Origin of the sequence: Corallococcus sp. AB018 (assembly GCF_003986945.1) — a bacterium.
In the GTDB taxonomy this organism is placed as follows: domain Bacteria; phylum Myxococcota; class Myxococcia; order Myxococcales; family Myxococcaceae; genus Corallococcus; species Corallococcus exiguus.
In genome coordinates, this window is record NZ_RAWR01000228.1 from 1 (window position 1) to 16,930 (window position 16,930).

A 16,930-nucleotide genomic window follows, 5' to 3' on the forward strand; every position below is an offset into this window, starting at 1 on the left:
GCCCATGGGGATGGCGGCGGACTGCGGCGCGGCGCTACCGGGCAGCGGGATGGCTGCGGAGCGCGGCGCGGCCGTGCCGGGCAGCGGGATGGCCGGGCCCGCGCCCATGGGGATGGCGGCGGACTGCGGCGCGGCTGCACCGGGGAGCGGGATGGCGGCGGACTGGAGCGCGGCACTGCCCGGCAGCGGGATGGCGGCGGACTGGGGCGCGGCGCTACCGGGCAGCGGGATGGCGGCCGACTGCGGAGCCGGAGCGGCCGCACGCGGGGCGGCGGTGCCCGGCAGAGGAATGGCGGCGGACTGGGGCGCGGCGCTGCCCGGAAGTGGGATGGCGGTGGACTGGTGGGGCGCGGCGCTACCGGGCAGCGGAATCGCGGCGGACTGGGGCGCGGCACTGCCCGGGAGCGGGATGGCTGCGGATTGCGGCGCGGCGGCACCCGGCAGCGGGATGGCGGCGGACTGCGGCGCGGCGGTGCCCGGCAGCGGAATGGCTGCGGGCTGCGGCGCCGCGGCCTCGGGAGCTTCGCCGCTCGCGCCATCGGCCTTGATGGGGAACGTGGTCTGGCACCGGGCGCACTTCAGCTTCGCGCCGCCGGGCGGGATCCGCCTGTCATCGATGTTGTAATTCGTCTGGCACGACGGGCAGGAGACTTTCATTGTTTTCCTTCGACGAGACCGGCTGGCGCGCGCACGCGCAGCAATGACGGGGGCGTGCGATGGTCCGCGCGGCGCGTGCAGGCTAGCAGAGCCGTTTCAAGCCCGGAAAGAACGCGTCCCCAGCGCGCACTGTTGTCACCCGGCCGGGCAGGAGGGCGGGCGCCCGCCAACACCAACAGTGTGCATCCCTTTTCCAGGTCCCCTCCCAGGGTGGTAGACCCGGCGGCGCATGGATCCCATCGTCATCCTCGGAGCGGGCCTGGCGGGCCTGTCCACCGCGCACTTCCTCAAGCGCCCCTGGCGCCTCATCGAGAAGTCCGACCGGGTCGGCGGCCTCATCAAGACCGAGGTCATCGACGGGTGTTACTTCGACCCCACCGGTCACTGGCTCCACCTGCGCGACCCGGAAATCCAGGAGTTGGTCAACACGCTCTGGCTCCCGGACCAGCTGGTGCGCATCCAGCGCCGCGCCGCCATCTTCTCGCGCGACACCTTCACCCGCTTCCCCTACCAGGTGAACACCCACGGGCTGCCGCCGGAGGTCGTGGCGGAGAACCTGGTCGGCTACGTGGAGGCCATCTACGGGGAGAAGGGCCGCGCCCTGCGCGAGCGCGACCCCGTGAACTTCGAGGAGTTCATCCTCCGCTACATGGGCGAGGGCTTCGCGAAGAACTTCATGCTGCCCTACAACCAGAAGCTCTGGACCGTGCACCCGCGCGAGATGTCCGCCGCGTGGGTCGGCCGGTTCGTGCCGCGCCCCTCCCTCAAGGAGGTCGTGGACGGGGCGCTCGGCGCGGGCAGTGATCAGCTGGGCTACAACGCGTCGTTCCTCTACCCGCGCGAGGGCGGCATCGAGAGCCTGGCGCGCGCGATGAAGCAGCACCTGACGGGCGGCGAGCTGAGCGTGCGCACCGAGCCCGTCTCCATCGACTGGAAGACGAAGCAGGTCGCGCTGTCGGACGGGCGCACCGTGCCGTATTCGGGGCTGGTGTCCTCCATCGCGCTGCCCACGCTGGTGGAGCTCATCGGGAAGGGCGCCTCCGGCGTGCCGGACGAGGTGCGGGCCGCGACGAAGCGCCTGCGCGCCTTCATCGTCACGTACGTGTGCGTGGGCGCCCGGGGCGCGAACCGCCAGCCGTGGCATTGGATCTACCTGCCGGAGCCGGAGTTCCACTCGTACCGCATCGGGGCGCCGTCGGCGGTGTTCGCGCCCCTGGCCCCGCCGGACACGGCCAGCTTTTCCGTGGAGTTCAGCCATCACGGAGAGCTGTCCGTGGCGGACGCGGAGAAGTACGCGGTGGAGGACCTGGTGCGCTCGCGGATGATCCACTCGGCGGACGACATCCTCTTCGCGAAGGGGCGGGAGATTCCCAACGCGTACGTCCTCTACGACGACGCCTACGGCCCCGCGATGGCGGAGGTGAAGCGCTTCCTGGAGCACGCCGGCATCCTCATGGCGGGGCGCTATGGAAAGTGGGAGTACGCCTCCATGGAGGACGCCATCCTGGACGGGCGGGCTTGCGCCCGGACGCTGAACGGCTGACGCAGGGAGTCGTCTCCTGTCGACGGTGGTCCGGGGGCGTGCTACGCCCCAGGGCCTTCCCTTCGCATTTCCGGACCCATGGCCCTGCACCTCTCCGTCGTCATCCCCGTCTACAACGAGGAATCCATCATCGCCCAGGCAGCCGAAGAGCTGCGTCAGGGGCTGGATGCTCGCGGGCTCGACTACGAAATCATCTTCGCGGAGAACGGCTCGCGCGACGCGACGCCCCGGCTCCTGGAAGAAATCTGCGCGAAGAACCCGCGCCTGCGCTGGTTCCACTCGGAGACGCCGAACTACGGCGTGGCGCTCAAGGCCGGCATCATCAAGGCCCAGGGCACCTACGTGGTCTGCGATGAAATCGACCTCTGCGACCTGACCTTCTACGACGCGGCGCTGCCCCGGCTGGAGCGCGGCGAGGCGGACATGGTCGTGGGCTCCAAGGCGGCCAAGGGCGCGAGCGACCAGCGCCCCCTCATCCGCCGCGCGGCCACGCGGGTGCACAACAAGCTGCTGCGCGTGGCGCTGGGCTTCCAGGGCACGGACACGCACGGCCTGAAGGCGTTCCGCCGCGAAGCGCTGCTGCCCGTCATCCAGAAGTGCGTGGTGGACATGGACGTGTTCGCCAGCGAGTTCGTCATCCGCGCGTGGCGCGAGGGACTGAACGTCATGGAGATCCCCATCCAGCTCCATGAGAAGCGCCAGCCGTCCATCCACCTGTTCAAGCGCGTGCCCAACGTGCTCAAGAACGTGGGCAAGCTGTTCTACGTCATCCGCGTCCGCAGGACCTGAGCGGAGGGTCGCCCCATGACGGCAGCGCGCCTGGCGTCCATCTCCGTCGACCTGGATTCGCTGCCGCACTACTGCCGGATCCACGGGCTGCCCGAGTCGCTGCTCGATGAGCGCGCGCGGACGTTGATCCACCGCGTGGCGGTGCAGCGCTTCCTGGAACTGTTCGCGGCGGTGGGCGTGCCCGGGACGTTCTTCGTCATCGGCGAGGACCTGGAGTCGGACCCCGGCGCGGCGGACGGCATGCGGCGCTCCCACGCGGCGGGCGTGGAGATCGCGAGCCACAGCCACGCCCACGACTACGCGCTCACCCGGCGAGGGCCGGACGCCATCGCGGACGACCTGGCGCGCGCGGACGCGGCCATCCTGAAGGCCGTGGGTGTGCGTCCTTCGGGTTTTCGCGCTCCGGGCTACACGCTGAACGCGGACCTGTACGCGGCCACCGTGGCGCAGGGCTACCGGTACGGTTCATCCGCGTTTCCGGCGGCCCCGTACTACGCGGCGAAGGCGGCGGTGATGGGAGCGCTCGCGGCGCTGGGGCGGCCGTCGCGCTCCGTGCTGGACACCCCGCGCGTGTTGCTGGCGCCGCGCGTGCCGTACCGGCCTGACCCCGCGCAGCCCTACCGGCGCGGTTCGGGGGCCGTGCTGGAGCTGCCCATGACGGTGACGCCGGTGGTGCGCTTCCCGTTCATCGGCACGTTCGCGACGACGCTGCCTCGCGGCACGATGCGCGCCGCGTACCGCACGTGCCGGGCGGATGCCTTCTTCAACTTCGAGCTACACGGTGTCGACGTGCTGGACGCCACGGACGGCATCCCGCCGGAGCTCGCGCGCCAGCAGCGCGATCTGCGCGTGAGCGCCGCGAAGAAGATGGAGCGGCTGCGCAGCATCTTCCAGTGGCTCAAGGACGACTTCGACGTCGTCACCCTGCGCGACGCCGCGGGGCAGCTGTCCGCGACGCTCTGATCAGCGCGCGGCCTTCAGGGCCTTCCAGTCCGCTTCGGCTTGGTCCGCGTAGGCCTGCGCGAAGGCGACCAGCCGCTTCGTGGCCCCCTTCGTGTCTCCGCCCACCCAGTCCTCCAGGCACTTCGCCTGGGCCTGCGTGTTGCCGTGGGCGCGGGCCAGCACGACGCCCGCCTGCTCGAAGGTGGAGCGCAGGGATTTCTTCTTCCCGAGCACGGCGTCGTCCAGCTTGTTCTTCTCCGGCTCCACCTCGCGCAAGAGGAACGCCCGGCCGCCCATGTTCACCGCGCCCGTGAGCGGATTCATGGTTCCGCCCAGCTCCTCTTGCGCCTTCACGACGTCCGCGCCGTTCGCGGGCACTGGCGGCGACGCCACGCCGGACGCGAGCAACTCCTTCAGCTCCAGCAGCACGGGGGGCGCCTTCGGATCCGCCGCGCCCACGAGCACGTAGTCGCGCTCCAGGCCGTAGCTGCTGCCCCCTGCGTCCAGCCGCTCCGCCAGGTCCAGCACCTTCAGGGGAACCGCCACGCCCTCCGTGCCGTCCAGGGTCTTCTCGTAGGACGCCAGCGCGGTCCGCACCGCCGCCTTCTTCTCCGCGTCCAGCGGCTTGAGCGTGTCCGACGTGAGGAAGCGCGGACCCTTCGCGCCGTCGAACTTCACGTACTTGGACAGCAGGTCCTTGGCGGACGTGTCGCGCGCCTTGTTGATGAGGTCCTTCACCGGGCCGGAGGACTCCTTCTTGTCCAGGAACGCTCCGGGGTTCGCGTCGCCGTCCGCCAGCAGCTCCAGCGTCTCGAAGTAGTTCTTCGCGAGCGCCTCCACCGCCTTGATCTGCTCGCTTGCGGACAGACCCGCCTCGCGCGCGGTGAGGACCGCGCTGGTGGCCAGGCGCGTGAGGTCCGCTTCCGGTGACGCGGTGCCCGTCTGGTCGAAGTCGTTGAGCCCCCACACCGCCTTGCCGTCCGGCCCCCGGAACGTGCCCAGGTTGCCCACGTGCGCGTCGCCCACCACCCGGATGTCCGGCGCGGGCCGGTCCGTCAGCCGGGCTTCCTGCGCGTACGGGCCCCGCAGGTCCGCGTGGAACAGGGCGGGCATGGCGCGGAACATGGCGGAGGGGCTCTGCCGCATCTGCGCCAGCTTCTCCTTCAGGCGCGCGGGCGGCAGGTCCAGGCGCGCGTTGAAGTCGCGCACGAAGGACACGGCCTGTGAGGGCTGCCGCTCCAGTCCGGACGCCTGGGCCTGCTTGGGCGCCAGCGTGTTCACCGCCACGGTGTTGCCCGTCCGTGACGTGGTGGCCTGGGGCTGGAAGTCGCTGACGTCGGGGGCCAGCCTTCCGGCGGTGGCGCCGGAGGAGGCGAGCGTCAGCACCGTGGCGGCGACGGTGGAGCCCGAGGCGGACGTCCGGGAGGGCTTGGAGGGGATGCGCATGGGGGACCTTCCGGCGGATTATCGTCAGAAGGGCATCGCGGGTTGTGGGCCCACTCCCGGCGTGCGGGCGGGGGTGCTAAGGAGCGAGCCCATGCTGGAGCGTTTCAGCGACAAGGTGAAGAAGGGTCTGCGCGGCTGGACCGAGCGCATGGCCGGCGAGCAGCAGTCCGACCAACTCCAGGCCCTGGCCCGGACGGAGAACGAGTACGGGGTGGACCCGTTCGGGTTCAACCTGGACTACAGCCTGGCGGCCATCGCCCCGTTCATGTGGCTCTATCGCCACTACTTCCGGGTGGAGGCCTACGGCGCGGACCGCATCCCCTCGGGAAGGGTGCTGCTGGTGTCCAACCACTCCGGCCAGCTGCCCCTGGACGGCGCGATGATTGGCATTGCCCTGATGGTGGAGGGCAACCCGCCGCGCGCCATCCGCAGCATGGTGGAGAAGTGGGTGCCGTCCCTGCCGTACGTCTCCACGTTCATGGCGCGCGTGGGCCAGATTGTCGGCACGCCGGAGAACTGCCGGCGGCTGCTGGAGGCGGAGGAGGCCATCCTCGTGTTCCCGGAGGGCACGCGCGGACTCAACAAGCTGTGGCCGCAGCGCTACCAGCTCCAGGAGTTCGGCCTGGGCTTCATGCGCCTGGCGCTGGAGACGAACACGCCCATCGTGCCCATCGCCGTGGTGGGCGCGGAGGAGCAGGCTCCCGCGCTGATGAACCTGAAGCCGGTGGCGAAGCTGCTGGGCTTCCCGTCCTTCCCCATCACCCCCACGGGCACGCCCTTCCCGCTGCCCACGAAGTACCGCATCTACTTCGGCGACGCGCTCCACTTCACCGGCCGCGCGGACGACGAGGACAGTGAACTGGACAAGAAGGTGCGCACCGTGAAGGCCTCCATCCAGGCGATGCTCCACCAGGGTCTCAAGGAACGCCGGGGCGTGTTCTGGTGAGCGCCTCCACGGAAGAGAAGGACGCCGTCGCGGACAAGCGCCCGGCCGTCGTCGTCACCGGCATCAGCGGCAACCTGGGCCGCACGCTGGCGAAGATGCTGCACAAGCGCGAGCGCATCATCGGCATCGACCGGCGTCCCTTCATCGGGAAGCCGAAGGACGTCGAGATGCACCAGCTGGATTTGCGCAAGAAGAAGGCGGAGGACGTCTTCCGCAAGAACGAGGTCCGCGCCGTCATCCACATGGGCATCATGCATGACCCGCGCATGAGCGAGGAGGAGCACCACTCGTTCAACGTCGTGGGGACCACGCGCCTGTTGGAGTACTGCGCGAAGTACGGCGTGAAGAAGGTGGTGGTGCTGTCCTCGGCGAACGTCTACGGCCCCAGCCCGGACAACTCCAACTTCCTCACGGAGGACGCGCCGCTGATGGCCGCGAGCCGCTTCTCCGGCGTGCGCGACCTCATCGAAGTGGACATGCTGGCGCACAGCTTCTTCTGGAAGCACCCCGACATCGAGACGGTCATCCTGCGGCCCGTCCACATCGTCGGGCCCACCATCAAGAACGCGCCGTCCAACTACCTGCGGCTGCGCCACCCGTGGACCATGGCGGGCTTCGACCCCATGGTGCAGCTCATCCACGTGGAGGACGTCGCCCGCGCCATGGTGGAGGCCCTGCGCCCGGAGCCCAAGGGCGTCTACAACGTCGTGGGTCCCGGCCAGGTGCCCCTGTCCGCCGTGCTGCGCGAGCTGGGCCACACCGCGATCCCCGTGCCACACCCCGTGGCCCGGCCCCTGTTGGGCCTGATGTTCCGCTACCGGCTGGCCAACTTCCCGCCGCCGGAGCTGGACCACATCCAGTTCCTCTGCGCCGTGGACGGCAACCGCTGGGTCCAGGACGTGGGCTGGAAGTCCCGGCACTCCATGCGCGACACCATCCGCTCCGTCATCGGCGAGTAGCGGCTTTTCGTGGGACCCCGCGACGGTTCCCTGACAGTCATGTCAGGGGGGACGTGGCGGGATGGCAGGAAGGGCCTGACAACACTGTCAGGCATGGGACGGCGGTGACGGGGAGCGAGTACCTCCAAGTGCCTGATTTCCCGTGGGAACCGGGGGTAGGGCGGAGGGCGGAGCGGTTGGCACTCGCATTGCTCTAGAGACCAGGCAACACGGCGGGGTCGCAGCGGGCCGGAAGTACCGCGCGACATCGTCACCCTGGTAGGGGGTTCCATTGGGGAACTCTCGACGCCCATCGTCTCGGCCGGCCCCGAGACGGTGGGCGACTTTTTTGCGGGCTACGGGGACGGCTTCTCCCGTGGCTCCAGCTCGCCCGCGAAGGGTCCCGACAGCTGCTTCTCCAGCAGCCAGGCGCCGTCCCGGAAGACGAACTCCGAGGTGACGGTGTCGGTCTGCTCCGTGACGGAGGGCAGGCGCATCCACTGGATGCGGCTGTGGACGGTGGCGTGGCGGCCGTCCTCGGCGAGCTTCACGTCCTCGATTTCGAAGTCGGTGACGGTGAGGTCGCGGTCGTCGTGGAGCTCGCGGCGCTTGCGGTCGAAGTCCTGGCGCTCCTCGGGGACGAGGAAGGTGGTCAGGGTGCGGTAGTTCCTCCAGCGCAGGTTCTTGTGGAAGCCCTCGACGACGGGGCGGAGCGCTTCCATGTCCGACTTGGGAGGGGTGTGGGCACAGGCCCCACCGAGGAACAGGGCGACCATCAGGGCAGACAGGCGTTTCATGGCCGCGACGCTACCAGCCGCTGGGCGGAACGGACGAGGGCAGTGGTATGGTCCGCGCTCCCCCGCTAAGCGCACCGGAGTCGCGACTCAACATGGCCAAGTCGATGGTGGAGCGTTACGAGCAGCTCCTCCGGCAGGACCCGACCTCTTCCGTCTTCGTGGAGCTGGCGAAGGCGCTGCTGGAGAAGGGAGACGCGCAGCGCACCATCGAGGTGTGTACGCAGGGCATCTCCCACCATCCCACGTCCACCGTGGGGCGGGTGCTGTGGGGCAAGGCGCTCATCCAGCTGGGGCGGCCCGCGGAGGCGATGGAGCAGTTCGACCAGGCCATCGCCATCGAGCGGGACAACCCGTACGCCTACAACCTCATTGGCGACGTGCTCCTGCAGCGCGGGCTGTACCGCTCCGCGCTGCCGATCCTGCGCAAGGCCGTGGCGCTGCAGCCCAACAACGGGCGCGTGAAGCAGTGGTTGGATCAGGCCCAGCAGGCGCTGTCCGGTGGACCGGCGCCCATCTTCGCGGACCTGGGCGTCCTGGCGACCCCCGCGGCCGCGCCGGAGGAGGACGCTCCGGAGCCGCCGGGTTCGGAAGCGGCCCCGTCCGCGTTCGAGGCGCGTGCCGCCGCGGCGGCCGGATTGGAGCCGCGCCGCGCTGCCCGGACGGAGACGCCGGCGGGTGGAACGGATGCGCAGGCGGCCTCCAGGGTCGCCTCCATCGAGGCGCATGGTGGGCCCTCGGCTCCCGCCGGGACGCCGGTGGCGGAGGACGCTCGGGGCTCTGGCCCAGTGGATGCGGGTGCGCAGGAGCGCGGTGCGGATCCGGTGGATCCTGCTCGCGGTGGCCCGTCGGATCCGGGCCAGGAGCCGGGGTCGGGACGCGGGCGTGCGGCGTCGGACGCCGGAGTTGAGGCGGGCCAAGCCCCCGAGTCGGGGAACCTCGCGGAGCCGCTGGCCGCCGCGCCGTCGGATTCGGATCAGGGCTCGGAGGCTCCTTCCGCTCCCGTGCAGGCGGCGGATCCAGGGTCCTCCAGCCGTGGGCGCAAGTCCGGGATGCTGGCGGATCTCCCGGACGCTCCTCCGGCGGATGAACCCTCCGCGTCGCAGGGCGGGGGATTGCTCGGGGACCTTCCTCCTCCGGAGGCGGTGCGGGCTCGCGCTGCCGCGCCGGTGACGCCGGCTCCGGTCGCTTCGGTTTCGGGCGGCAAGCGCTCGCTGCTGGACGACATCCCGGATGCGACGGAGCTGGCGGCGGCCGCGGCCCGCAACAAGGCGGCGGCGAACGCGAAGGACACGGAGGCACTCGCGGCGAAGTACGAGCGCGAGATGCACGAGAAGATCGCCAAGGAGCGGGCGAAGCAGTCCCTCCTCGAGCGCTATGGCGCGAAGACCGTGGCGCTCTTCGTGGCCCTCATCTTCCTGGGCGCGAGCGCGGGCTTCTTCATCCTCTACCGCTCCCGTCAGGGCGGCCAGACGCTGTCGGAGACACTGGAGCTCGCGAAGCGCGCCGTGGCGCAGGACACGGGCGCGTCGCTGGATGAAGCGCTCCGCCAGCTCGACCGCGCGCGCGACATGGACGAGGCGAGCCCCGCCGCCTGGGCGCTCGCGGGCTACGCGCACGCGCTGCGCTACCTGGACCACGGCGCCAACGCGGATGACCGCCGGCTCGCGCTGGAGGCGCTGGAGAAGCCGGGCGTGAAGGACGGCTTCAATGGCCTGGTGCTGGCCACCAACGCGCTCGTCGCCGACGACCGGGCCCGTGAGTCCGCGAACCGCGCGCTGCTCGCCTCGCAGGACGACGTGACGGAGGTGCACGCGCTCGCGGGCAGCCTGCTGATCGCCGCCAAGGACGAGAAGAAGGCCCTGGACCGCTTCGACCGCGCGCTCAAGGCGTCGCCGGGCAACGTCCGCGCGCTGGTGGCGCTGGGCGACTACTACCTCGCCTCCGAGGACTTCGCGCAGGCGCTGGAGATGTTCAAGCGCGCGCGCGACGTCTCCAAGGAGCATCCCGCCGCCCGCATCGGGATGGCGGAGAGCCGGCTCGCGCTGGAGCAGGACCTGGACGCGGCGTTGGCGGACGTGGCGCCGCTCGCGCAGGACGCGAAGCTGCCCCCCGCGCTCCAGCCCCGTCAGCAACTGGTGCATGGCGAAATCCTGTCCGCGCTGGGTAAGTACGACGAGGCGCGCACCATGCTCTCCAAGGGCGTGCAGGGGCCGCTGGCCATGGACTTCCAGCTGGCGCTCGGGGCCGCGGGCCGCGCGGCGGGCAAGCTGGAGGCCGCGCAGCAGGCCTATGAAGCCGCGCTGAAGCTGCAGCCCAAGAGCGAGGCCGCGAAGGAGGGCCTGGGGCGCACGCTGCTGGACCGCGACCGCGAGAAGGAAGCCCTGCAGCGGTTGGAGGCCGACGGCGGCCGCAAGGTGTCGCTGGTGCGGGGCGCGGCGTACGCGCGGCTCGGGGACTGGAAGCGCGCCCGTGTGGAGCTGGGCAAGACGCGCGTGAACGACCGCTATCCGCCGGAGGCCGTCGCGTGGCTCGCGCTGGCGGACGCGCACGAGGGCAACGGCGCCCAGGCGCGCGACGTGCTGGAGAAGGCGCTGGCGAAGAAGCCCCGCACGGACCTGCGCGTGGCGCTGGGGCAGGTGTACTGGCGCGAGCGCGCGCTCGACAAGGCGCAGACCCAGTTCGACGAGGCGATGAAGGACCCGCGCGACTACGAGGGCGCGTGCTCGCTGGGGCGGCTGCTCCTGTCTCGCCGGCTGCCGGACATGGCGCTCAAGCCGCTGACGCAGGCGGTGGAGCGCAACGGCGCGCATGGCGAGGCCCGCGACGCCCTGGGCCGCACGCTGCTGGCGCTGGGCCGCACGCCGGAGGCGCTGAAGCAGTTCGAGGCGTGGCAGCTGGACAACCCGGGCAGCGCGGCCGCGCAGAAGGGCTTCGCGCTGGCGCTGTACCAGTCCGGCCGCCGCAAGGAGGCGGAAGGGGCTTCCGGCCGGGCGGTGAAGCTGGCGCCGGAAGACGCGGAGGGGCAGCGGCTGCGCGCGGCGCTCCTGTTCGCCAACGGCGACGCGAAGGGCGGCTTCTCCGCGCTGGAGCGTGCCAACAAGCTGGACTCCAAGGACCCGGACACCTTCTGCGAAATCGCCCAGGCGTTCCTGCGCCAGGGGCAGGTGGAGAGCGCGGACGCGGCCTTCGCGGCGGCGCGGCGGGAAGGGCCGGACGCGACGTGTGGCCGCGTGGGCGAGCTGTACGCGCAGCTGCCGGGCGGTGGCCGTGGCGCGGCGCGCACGCTGCAGGACCTGGCGGACAAGGCGCCCACCGTCTGGGACAAGGCCTTCGCCCAGGTGACGCTGGCGCGGGTGCTGCTGGGCGCCGGGGCCGTGAAGGAGGCCCGCGCGGCGGCGGACGAGGCCGTGAAGCTGGCCCCCTACAACGGGCGCGCGTACCTGGCCCTGGGCCTGGTGGCCTTCAAGCAGCGTCAGGAGGCCCCCGCGCGCGAGGCGCTGGCCAAGGCCGTGGAGCTGGAGCCCACGGACGGCCTGGCGCACCTGGCGCTGGCGGACGTGCTGGTGCGCGAGACGGCGGAGCTGCCCCGGGCGGTGGAGGCCTACGAGTCCTTCCTGAAGCTCGCGGGGGGCGCGTCGGAGGCGAACCGGGTGAAGAAGGCCCTTCCGCTCCTCAAGCGCCGGGCGTCGCGCTAGCGTGGTCGACGTGAGCGACCCGCGGCCCCCGTCCTCCCCCCTGCTGAAGGTCATGTGGGGCAATGCCTTCCTGCTGTCGGTGCTCTACCTGCTGACGGGCATCGTCGTGGAGTCCGTCCGGAGGCGGTACCACAAGCCCTTCTTCGAGCGCCTCTCCATGGCGCTCGACTCGCTGCCGGCGCGGGCGCTGGAGCTGGTGCGCGCCATGGAGCCGCTGCGCGAGGCGTACTTCAGCGGCCGAATCACCGACCTGGGCGTGCGCGTCGTCTTCGGCCTCGTCACCGTGGCGGTCATCTTCCTGCTCGCCGTGGTGGTGGGCGCCATCATGGCCGTGCTGCGGTGGGCGCTGATGCGCGCCACCCGCGGTGGGCCTGGCGCTCCCAGGGGCTGAAACCTCCGCTCACGCCCGGCGGACGCGCCGCAGGCGGAGCAGCCACGGCAAGAGGCAGAGGCCCACGCCCAGTCCGCTCACCGCCAGGGCCATGCCCTGTCCCGGAGGGATGAAGCGCCAGATCACCTGGTGCCGCCCCTCCGGAAGCGCCACGCCAAGGAAGGCGTGGTTGGTGGGAAGCACCTCCGCGGGCGCACCGTCCACGGTGGCGGTCCAGCCCGAGAAATAGGCCTCCGAGGCGACCAGCACCGCGGGCTGTTTCGCATCCACCTCCACCGTGGAGCCGTCCGGGTCGCGCTCCACGACGCGGACGCTGCCCAGCTCCGCGTCCGGCGCGGGCTGGGGCAGGGGCGTGAGGCACTCCACGGCCGCCTGGCGTCCGGGAACGAAGTCGCTGGAGGCGATGAGGGCCAGGCTCTCCTCCGGGCCCGCCACGCAACGCGGCGCCGCGAGGTAGACGCGAGGCAGCGCGAGCGGGTTCGCGAGCAGCTGCACGCCGAAGGGCTCGCTCTCCGCCACGACGTACTTCTCCATCCCCCGCTTCTGGACCTGGAGCGTGTCCAGGGTGAAGAAGCCCACTCCCGCGAGCCCCGCGTAGCGCCGCCACCACTGGCGCTGGTCCTTGAGCAGCGCCCCAACGCGCGCGGAGAGCGTGGGCAGGTACCAGTTCGCGGCCTCCACTCCCCAACGCGCTCCCACGTCGGGAACGAGCATCGTCAGGTTCGCCGCCGCGTCCCTGTCGTCCAGGGACAGTCCCTCCAGACTCGGCTGCTGGATGGTCGCGACCGCGGTGTACACACGCGTCTGGCCGAGCAGCGTTTCGCTCCCCACGCGCTGCCGCATCGTTTCAACGAAGAGGGGCTGCGCCTCAATGAGGTCGCGGTCGCAGGACACGTACACGGGCTCGGTGACCCAGGCGACGTCCACCGCGACGAGGGTGACGAGCACCAGGGCGAGGGGCCGTGGCTGGAGCTTCCTCCAGACGAGGAGCAGCCCCAGCGCCAGACAGACGCTTCCGGTCCGGAGGCCGCCCTCCGTGAGCCGCTCACCGACCTGTCGCGCCACTTCCGGCCAGAGCTCCGGGCGGCCCGAATAGAAGCCACTCAGGGCCTCGGCCAGGCGGGCGCCCGTGCCTGTCAGCGCGAGGAGCAGGACCCCCAGGCCCATCCCGCCCAGGACCCACGCCACGCGCCGCCTGCCCGGGGCCTCACGCGCCACGAGCGATTCGGCGCCCAGCCCCGCGAGCACCGCGAGCCAGAAGGCCACGTGCACGGAGAGCTTCTCCGGGTAGCGGAAGGGCCGCCACGGGGGGAGCAGCTCGTAGACGAGCGCATACAGCGGCGTGTGGCGTCCGAACATCAGCAGGACGAACAGCACCGTCAGCCCCAACGCCAACTGGACCCGGCGCTCCCGCCACCGGCTCGCGGCGGCTACTCCCGCGAGGAAGAGCATGGGCAGGCCCACGTAGAGCGAGCGGAGCCAGAAGTCGTTCACCTGCGTGCCCAGCAACCCCTCCGCCACCGGCGCGCGCAGGGGGCGCTCCAGGGCGAAGACATTGCCCAGCGCCATGTCCAGCAGGCGCAGTGGATGGGTCGACCAGACCACGGCCGTCTCCAGGGTGCGCCGCTCCGCGAACGTCTCCCGCAGGACGGACGCGGAGGCCCAGAGCTGCACGGCGCTCACGAGCAGCGCGAGCCCCAACCCCGCCCCCGCCGCCAGGAGGACCTTGCGGCGAGGCGCGCCTTCCAGGGGGCCGAACGCCGCCACCGCGAGCACCGTGGCGCCTCCCACCGCGAAGCCCTGGGGGTCTCCCGCGAAGAGGAGGGTGCCCAGCACCAGTCCCACCGCGCCCGCCGCCGCCCACGACGCGTGCTTCAGCACCGCGTCCGTCGCCACCAGCAACCACGGGAGCGCCATGGCGGCCTGCAGGTACGGCAGGCTGTTGGTGAGGCTGACCAGTGCACCGCCAAAGGCGAAGCCCAGGGCCCCCACCGCGGCGGCGCCCGGGCGCGTGCCCCAGCGCCGCAGGAGGACATAGGTGCCCAGGGCCGCGACGGGGTAGCAGACCAGCACCATCAGCGTGAGCATCGCCGGCCCCTCCACCAGCATGCCCAGCAGGTTCGCGGGGTGGAATGCGCCGGTGACGGTGGCGCCCGCGAAGGGCTGCCCCAGCGAATCGAAGGGCGTCCAGTCCGGCCATTCCCACTGGCGGACGGCCTGGACCCAGAGCCACTTGGCCGGCAGGCAGACCCGGAGCATGTCCCGCTCGCAAAAGATCCCTCCGGAGGCGAGCAGCCGGTGGAAGAAGAGCAGCGTCGCCGCGCACAGGGCTCCGAGGACGGAGAGGAGCTCGCGGCGGTGGAGCGGGGGCGTGGAGGACATGGCGGCTGCGGCGGGTTCTACCAGAGTCCCGGTGGGCCCCTCTGGAGTGGAGGCGGAGGGCTAGCTGCGCGACTTCGCCTTGCGGATGCGCGGGGCCACGGGCGCCGCCTGCGGCTCGTGGCCCGCCGCGCGCGCCATCAGGCAGATCTCCACCACCTTGGGGCCGAAGCGCTCCCAGCGGCTCTCCCCGGTGCCCTTCACCGCGAGGAAGGCCTCCCGGTCCACCGGCAGCGCGGCGGACAGCCCCAGCAGCGTCGCGTCATTGAAGATGATGAAGGGCGCGACGCCCAGGTCCTTTGCCAGGTCCTTGCGCCAGCGGCGCAGCTCCATGGACGCCAGCTCGCTGTACGCCATCACCGGCGCTCCGGCCGCGGCCGGCAGGGAGCGCGAGGAGGAGCCGGACGGCTTGGGCATCATGCTGCCCGCGCACCGGTCGCACTTGCCGCACACCGCCGCCGCGTCCGTCTGCCCGAAGTAGCGCAGGATGAACGCGCGCCGGCACTTCGGCGTGTACGCATAGTCCGCCATCCGCTTGAGCATCAGCCGGTTGAGCCGCTCCTGCTCGCGCACCCGGGACAGGTCCACCGTCAGCTCGCGGAATGGGACGCGCTCCAGCGCGCGGATGGAGCGCCCCGCGAACGGCCGGCGCACCCGCACCACGCCCGACTTCTCCAGAAGGCCCAGCGCGTGCCGGACGTCGTCCTCCGTCAGCCCCGTGCGCCGCGCGAGGATGGGCAGCTCCGTGGTGGCCTGCCGCCCCACGGGGAAGGTCTCCAGCAGCGAACGCAGGAGCCGCTGTGACTCCGCCGCGTGCGGCTGCGCGCTGGCGGCCTTGTCCGTCAGCGTGATGCCGTACTCGCCTTCACCCCGGCCACCGCGCTCCAGCTTGCCTTCGCGCTCGAAGATTTTCAGGGCGGCGGAGACCTCGAACTCGCTGGCGCCCACCATGCCCGCGAGCGCGTGCACGCCCCGGTCGAACTCCTCCACGGCCTGCAGCTGCGCCCAGATGTCCGCCAGCACGGACTCGGACGGGTGGCTGCCCTCGATGAGGCGCTCCTGCGTGTACACGTCCGCGTGGTTGAACAGGAGCACCGCCGTGGCGGGGTTGCCGTCGCGGCCCGCGCGGCCAATCTCCTGGTAGTACGCCTCCACCGCGCGGGGGATGTTGGCGTGCGCGACGAAGCGGATGTCCGGCTTGTCGATGCCCATGCCGAAGGCGTTGGTGGCCACCGCCACCGCCTCCTTCGCGGACATGAAGTCGTCCTGCGCGCGGCGGCGGGCGTCGTCCTCCATGCCCGCGTGGTACAGCACCGCCTTCACCTTGCGCGTGACGAGCGCGGAGTGCATCCCTTCCGCCGCCTTGCGCGTGGAGCAGTAGATGATGCCGCTGCCGCCGCCCTTCGCCGCCAGGCTCGCGCACGCGTCCCGGCGCTCCTCGTCCCCGCTGACGTTCACCACGTCCAGGAAGAGGTTGGGCCGGTCGAACCCCTGCGCGAACACCGCCGGGTCCTTCATCAGGAGCACGCGGACGATGTCCTCGCGCACCTCCGGCGTCGCCGTGGCGGTGAGCGCCACCGTGCGCGGGGGCCGCAGCCGCTTGCGCACCTGGCCCAAGAGCGCGTAGTCCGGCCGGAAGTCGTGGCCCCACTGGGAGATGCAGTGCGCCTCGTCCACGGCGAGCAGCTCCACGCCCAGCCCGGACACCAGCTCCAGGAAGCTTGCGCTGCGGAATCGCTCCGGCGCCACGTAGAGCAGCTTGTACTCGCGGGCGCGCAGCTTGCGCAGGCGCTCCGCCCGCTCCACGTCGGACAGGGACGAGTTGATGTACGTGGCCGCGATGCCCTTCGCGGTGAGCTGCTCCACCTGGTCCTTCATCAGCGCGATGAGCGGTGACACCACCAGCGTGATGCCCGGCAACAGCATCGCCGGCAGCTGGTAGCACAGGCTCTTGCCCGCGCCCGTGGGCATCACCACCACGGTGTTGCGGCCGCTGAGGACGGAGCTGATGACGGGCGCCTGTCCAGGGCGGAACTCCGGCAGGCCGAAGTGCCGCACCAGTCCCTGCTGGGCATCTTCGAGGAAGGGCAGGGACTCCGTCATCGCGCGCATGTTCATCATCCTGGATGGGCCGTCAACGCCAATCCCCTCGTGGATACCGGTGTCGCCACGTCACAGCTCGAGCCCCGGAGGAAGGGGAACCGCCAGCGCGGCCCGTTTCAACGCCACCTCGCGCCGCAGCGCCTCCGTCCGCTCCGGGTCCAGGCGGCCGTCCACGAGGATGTCCCCTTCGCGCACGCCCGGTGGCAGCCGCCAACGCTCCACCGTGCACGCCTGCCCGCCGTCGGTCCGCACCACCTGGGCCTGCGTCTCCTCCAGCAACTCCACCCGGATGGGGCTCGTCCCC

13 protein-coding genes are annotated in these 16,930 nt (G+C 71.4%); 7 read left to right on the plus strand and 6 right to left on the minus strand.

Features of this window, described 5'->3' with window-relative positions:
• Positions 1-657, minus strand: a 657-nt coding sequence (locus tag D7Y11_RS35140) for a zinc-ribbon domain-containing protein (protein WP_199753871.1), incomplete at its 3' end; no start/stop codon positions are given.
• Positions 658-886: 229 nt separating this feature from the next.
• Between D7Y11_RS35140 and D7Y11_RS35145 the strand changes: the two genes are divergently transcribed.
• The 3 genes from D7Y11_RS35145 to D7Y11_RS35155 all read left to right on the plus strand — a co-directional run bounded on the left by D7Y11_RS35145 (position 887) and on the right by D7Y11_RS35155 (position 3,952).
• Positions 887-2,200 (plus strand): NAD(P)/FAD-dependent oxidoreductase, encoded by a 1,314-nt coding sequence (locus D7Y11_RS35145; protein WP_120580353.1) that lies wholly within the window; start codon positions 887-889, stop codon positions 2,198-2,200.
• 78 nt (positions 2,201-2,278) lie between these two features.
• Positions 2,279-2,989 carry a glycosyltransferase family 2 protein gene (locus tag D7Y11_RS35150; RefSeq protein ID WP_126935858.1) on the plus strand — a complete coding sequence of 237 codons (711 nt, stop codon included), beginning with the start codon at positions 2,279-2,281 and terminating at the stop codon, positions 2,987-2,989.
• Positions 2,990-3,004: 15 nt separating this feature from the next.
• Positions 3,005-3,952: a polysaccharide deacetylase family protein gene (locus D7Y11_RS35155; RefSeq protein ID WP_120580355.1), complete on the plus strand. Its 948-nt coding sequence runs from the start codon at positions 3,005-3,007 to the stop codon at positions 3,950-3,952.
• On the opposite strand, the gene D7Y11_RS35160 is transcribed toward D7Y11_RS35155, so the two are convergent.
• Positions 3,953-5,377: a DUF2252 family protein gene (locus tag D7Y11_RS35160; protein WP_126935859.1), complete on the minus strand. Its 1,425-nt coding sequence runs from the start codon at positions 5,375-5,377 to the stop codon at positions 3,953-3,955.
• Positions 5,378-5,468: 91 nt separating this feature from the next.
• Between D7Y11_RS35160 and D7Y11_RS35165 the strand changes: the two genes are divergently transcribed.
• Positions 5,469-6,323, plus strand: coding sequence for a lysophospholipid acyltransferase family protein (locus tag D7Y11_RS35165; RefSeq protein ID WP_120564926.1), 855 nt, complete (start codon positions 5,469-5,471; stop codon positions 6,321-6,323).
• Entirely contained in the window at positions 6,320-7,282 is a 963-nt protein-coding gene (locus D7Y11_RS35170; protein ID WP_120580357.1) for an SDR family oxidoreductase, read from the plus strand. Before D7Y11_RS35165 ends, D7Y11_RS35170 begins: the two co-directional genes overlap by 4 nt.
• Positions 7,283-7,617: 335 nt before the next feature.
• Here D7Y11_RS35170 and D7Y11_RS35175 read toward each other — a convergent pair whose 3' ends face one another.
• On the minus strand, positions 7,618-8,058 hold the full coding sequence (locus tag D7Y11_RS35175) for a hypothetical protein (protein ID WP_121782119.1): 441 nt from the start codon (positions 8,056-8,058) through the stop codon (positions 7,618-7,620).
• Positions 8,059-8,150: 92 nt separating this feature from the next.
• Here D7Y11_RS35175 and D7Y11_RS35180 point away from each other — a divergent pair, with 92 nt between their 5' ends.
• Complete coding sequence (locus D7Y11_RS35180; protein WP_126935860.1) at positions 8,151-11,753, plus strand: tetratricopeptide repeat protein; 3,603 nt, start codon at positions 8,151-8,153, stop codon at positions 11,751-11,753.
• A gap of 10 nt (positions 11,754-11,763) precedes the next feature.
• Positions 11,764-12,144 carry a hypothetical protein gene (locus D7Y11_RS35185; RefSeq protein WP_233597394.1) on the plus strand — a complete coding sequence of 127 codons (381 nt, stop codon included), beginning with the start codon at positions 11,764-11,766 and terminating at the stop codon, positions 12,142-12,144.
• 9 nt (positions 12,145-12,153) lie between these two features.
• Here D7Y11_RS35185 and D7Y11_RS35190 read toward each other — a convergent pair whose 3' ends face one another.
• Genes D7Y11_RS35190 through D7Y11_RS35200 form a run of 3 tightly spaced genes read right to left on the minus strand, consistent with a single transcriptional unit; the run spans position 12,154 to position 16,917 of the window.
• On the minus strand, positions 12,154-14,526 hold the full coding sequence (locus tag D7Y11_RS35190) for a YfhO family protein (protein WP_126935861.1): 2,373 nt from the start codon (positions 14,524-14,526) through the stop codon (positions 12,154-12,156).
• A 60-nt stretch (positions 14,527-14,586) separates the two neighbouring features.
• Positions 14,587-16,644, minus strand: a complete 2,058-nt coding sequence (locus tag D7Y11_RS35195; RefSeq protein WP_126935862.1) for an ATP-dependent DNA helicase RecQ — start codon at positions 16,642-16,644, stop codon at positions 14,587-14,589.
• Between the two features lie 51 nt (positions 16,645-16,695).
• Positions 16,696-16,917, minus strand: coding sequence for a DUF3006 family protein (locus D7Y11_RS35200; RefSeq protein WP_126935863.1), 222 nt, complete (start codon positions 16,915-16,917; stop codon positions 16,696-16,698).
• Positions 16,918-16,930: the final 13 nt, after the last annotated feature.

What these genes read in the sequence shown, in the direction of transcription:
- D7Y11_RS35145 (WP_120580353.1), top strand. Translation starts at nt 887, where the DNA reads ATGGATCCCATCGTCATCCTCGGAGCGGGCCTGGCGGGCCTGTCCACC.
- D7Y11_RS35150 (WP_126935858.1), top strand. Translation starts at nt 2,279, where the DNA reads ATGGCCCTGCACCTCTCCGTCGTCATCCCCGTCTACAACGAGGAATCC.
- D7Y11_RS35165 (WP_120564926.1), top strand. Translation starts at nt 5,469, where the DNA reads ATGCTGGAGCGTTTCAGCGACAAGGTGAAGAAGGGTCTGCGCGGCTGG.
- D7Y11_RS35180 (WP_126935860.1), top strand. Translation starts at nt 8,151, where the DNA reads ATGGCCAAGTCGATGGTGGAGCGTTACGAGCAGCTCCTCCGGCAGGAC.
- D7Y11_RS35160 (WP_126935859.1), bottom strand. Translation starts at nt 5,377, where the DNA reads ATGCGCATCCCCTCCAAGCCCTCCCGGACGTCCGCCTCGGGCTCCACC.
- D7Y11_RS35195 (WP_126935862.1), bottom strand. Translation starts at nt 16,644, where the DNA reads ATGATGAACATGCGCGCGATGACGGAGTCCCTGCCCTTCCTCGAAGAT.
- D7Y11_RS35175 (WP_121782119.1), bottom strand. Translation starts at nt 8,058, where the DNA reads ATGAAACGCCTGTCTGCCCTGATGGTCGCCCTGTTCCTCGGTGGGGCC.
- D7Y11_RS35155 (WP_120580355.1), top strand. Translation starts at nt 3,005, where the DNA reads ATGACGGCAGCGCGCCTGGCGTCCATCTCCGTCGACCTGGATTCGCTG.
- D7Y11_RS35190 (WP_126935861.1), bottom strand. Translation starts at nt 14,526, where the DNA reads ATGTCCTCCACGCCCCCGCTCCACCGCCGCGAGCTCCTCTCCGTCCTC.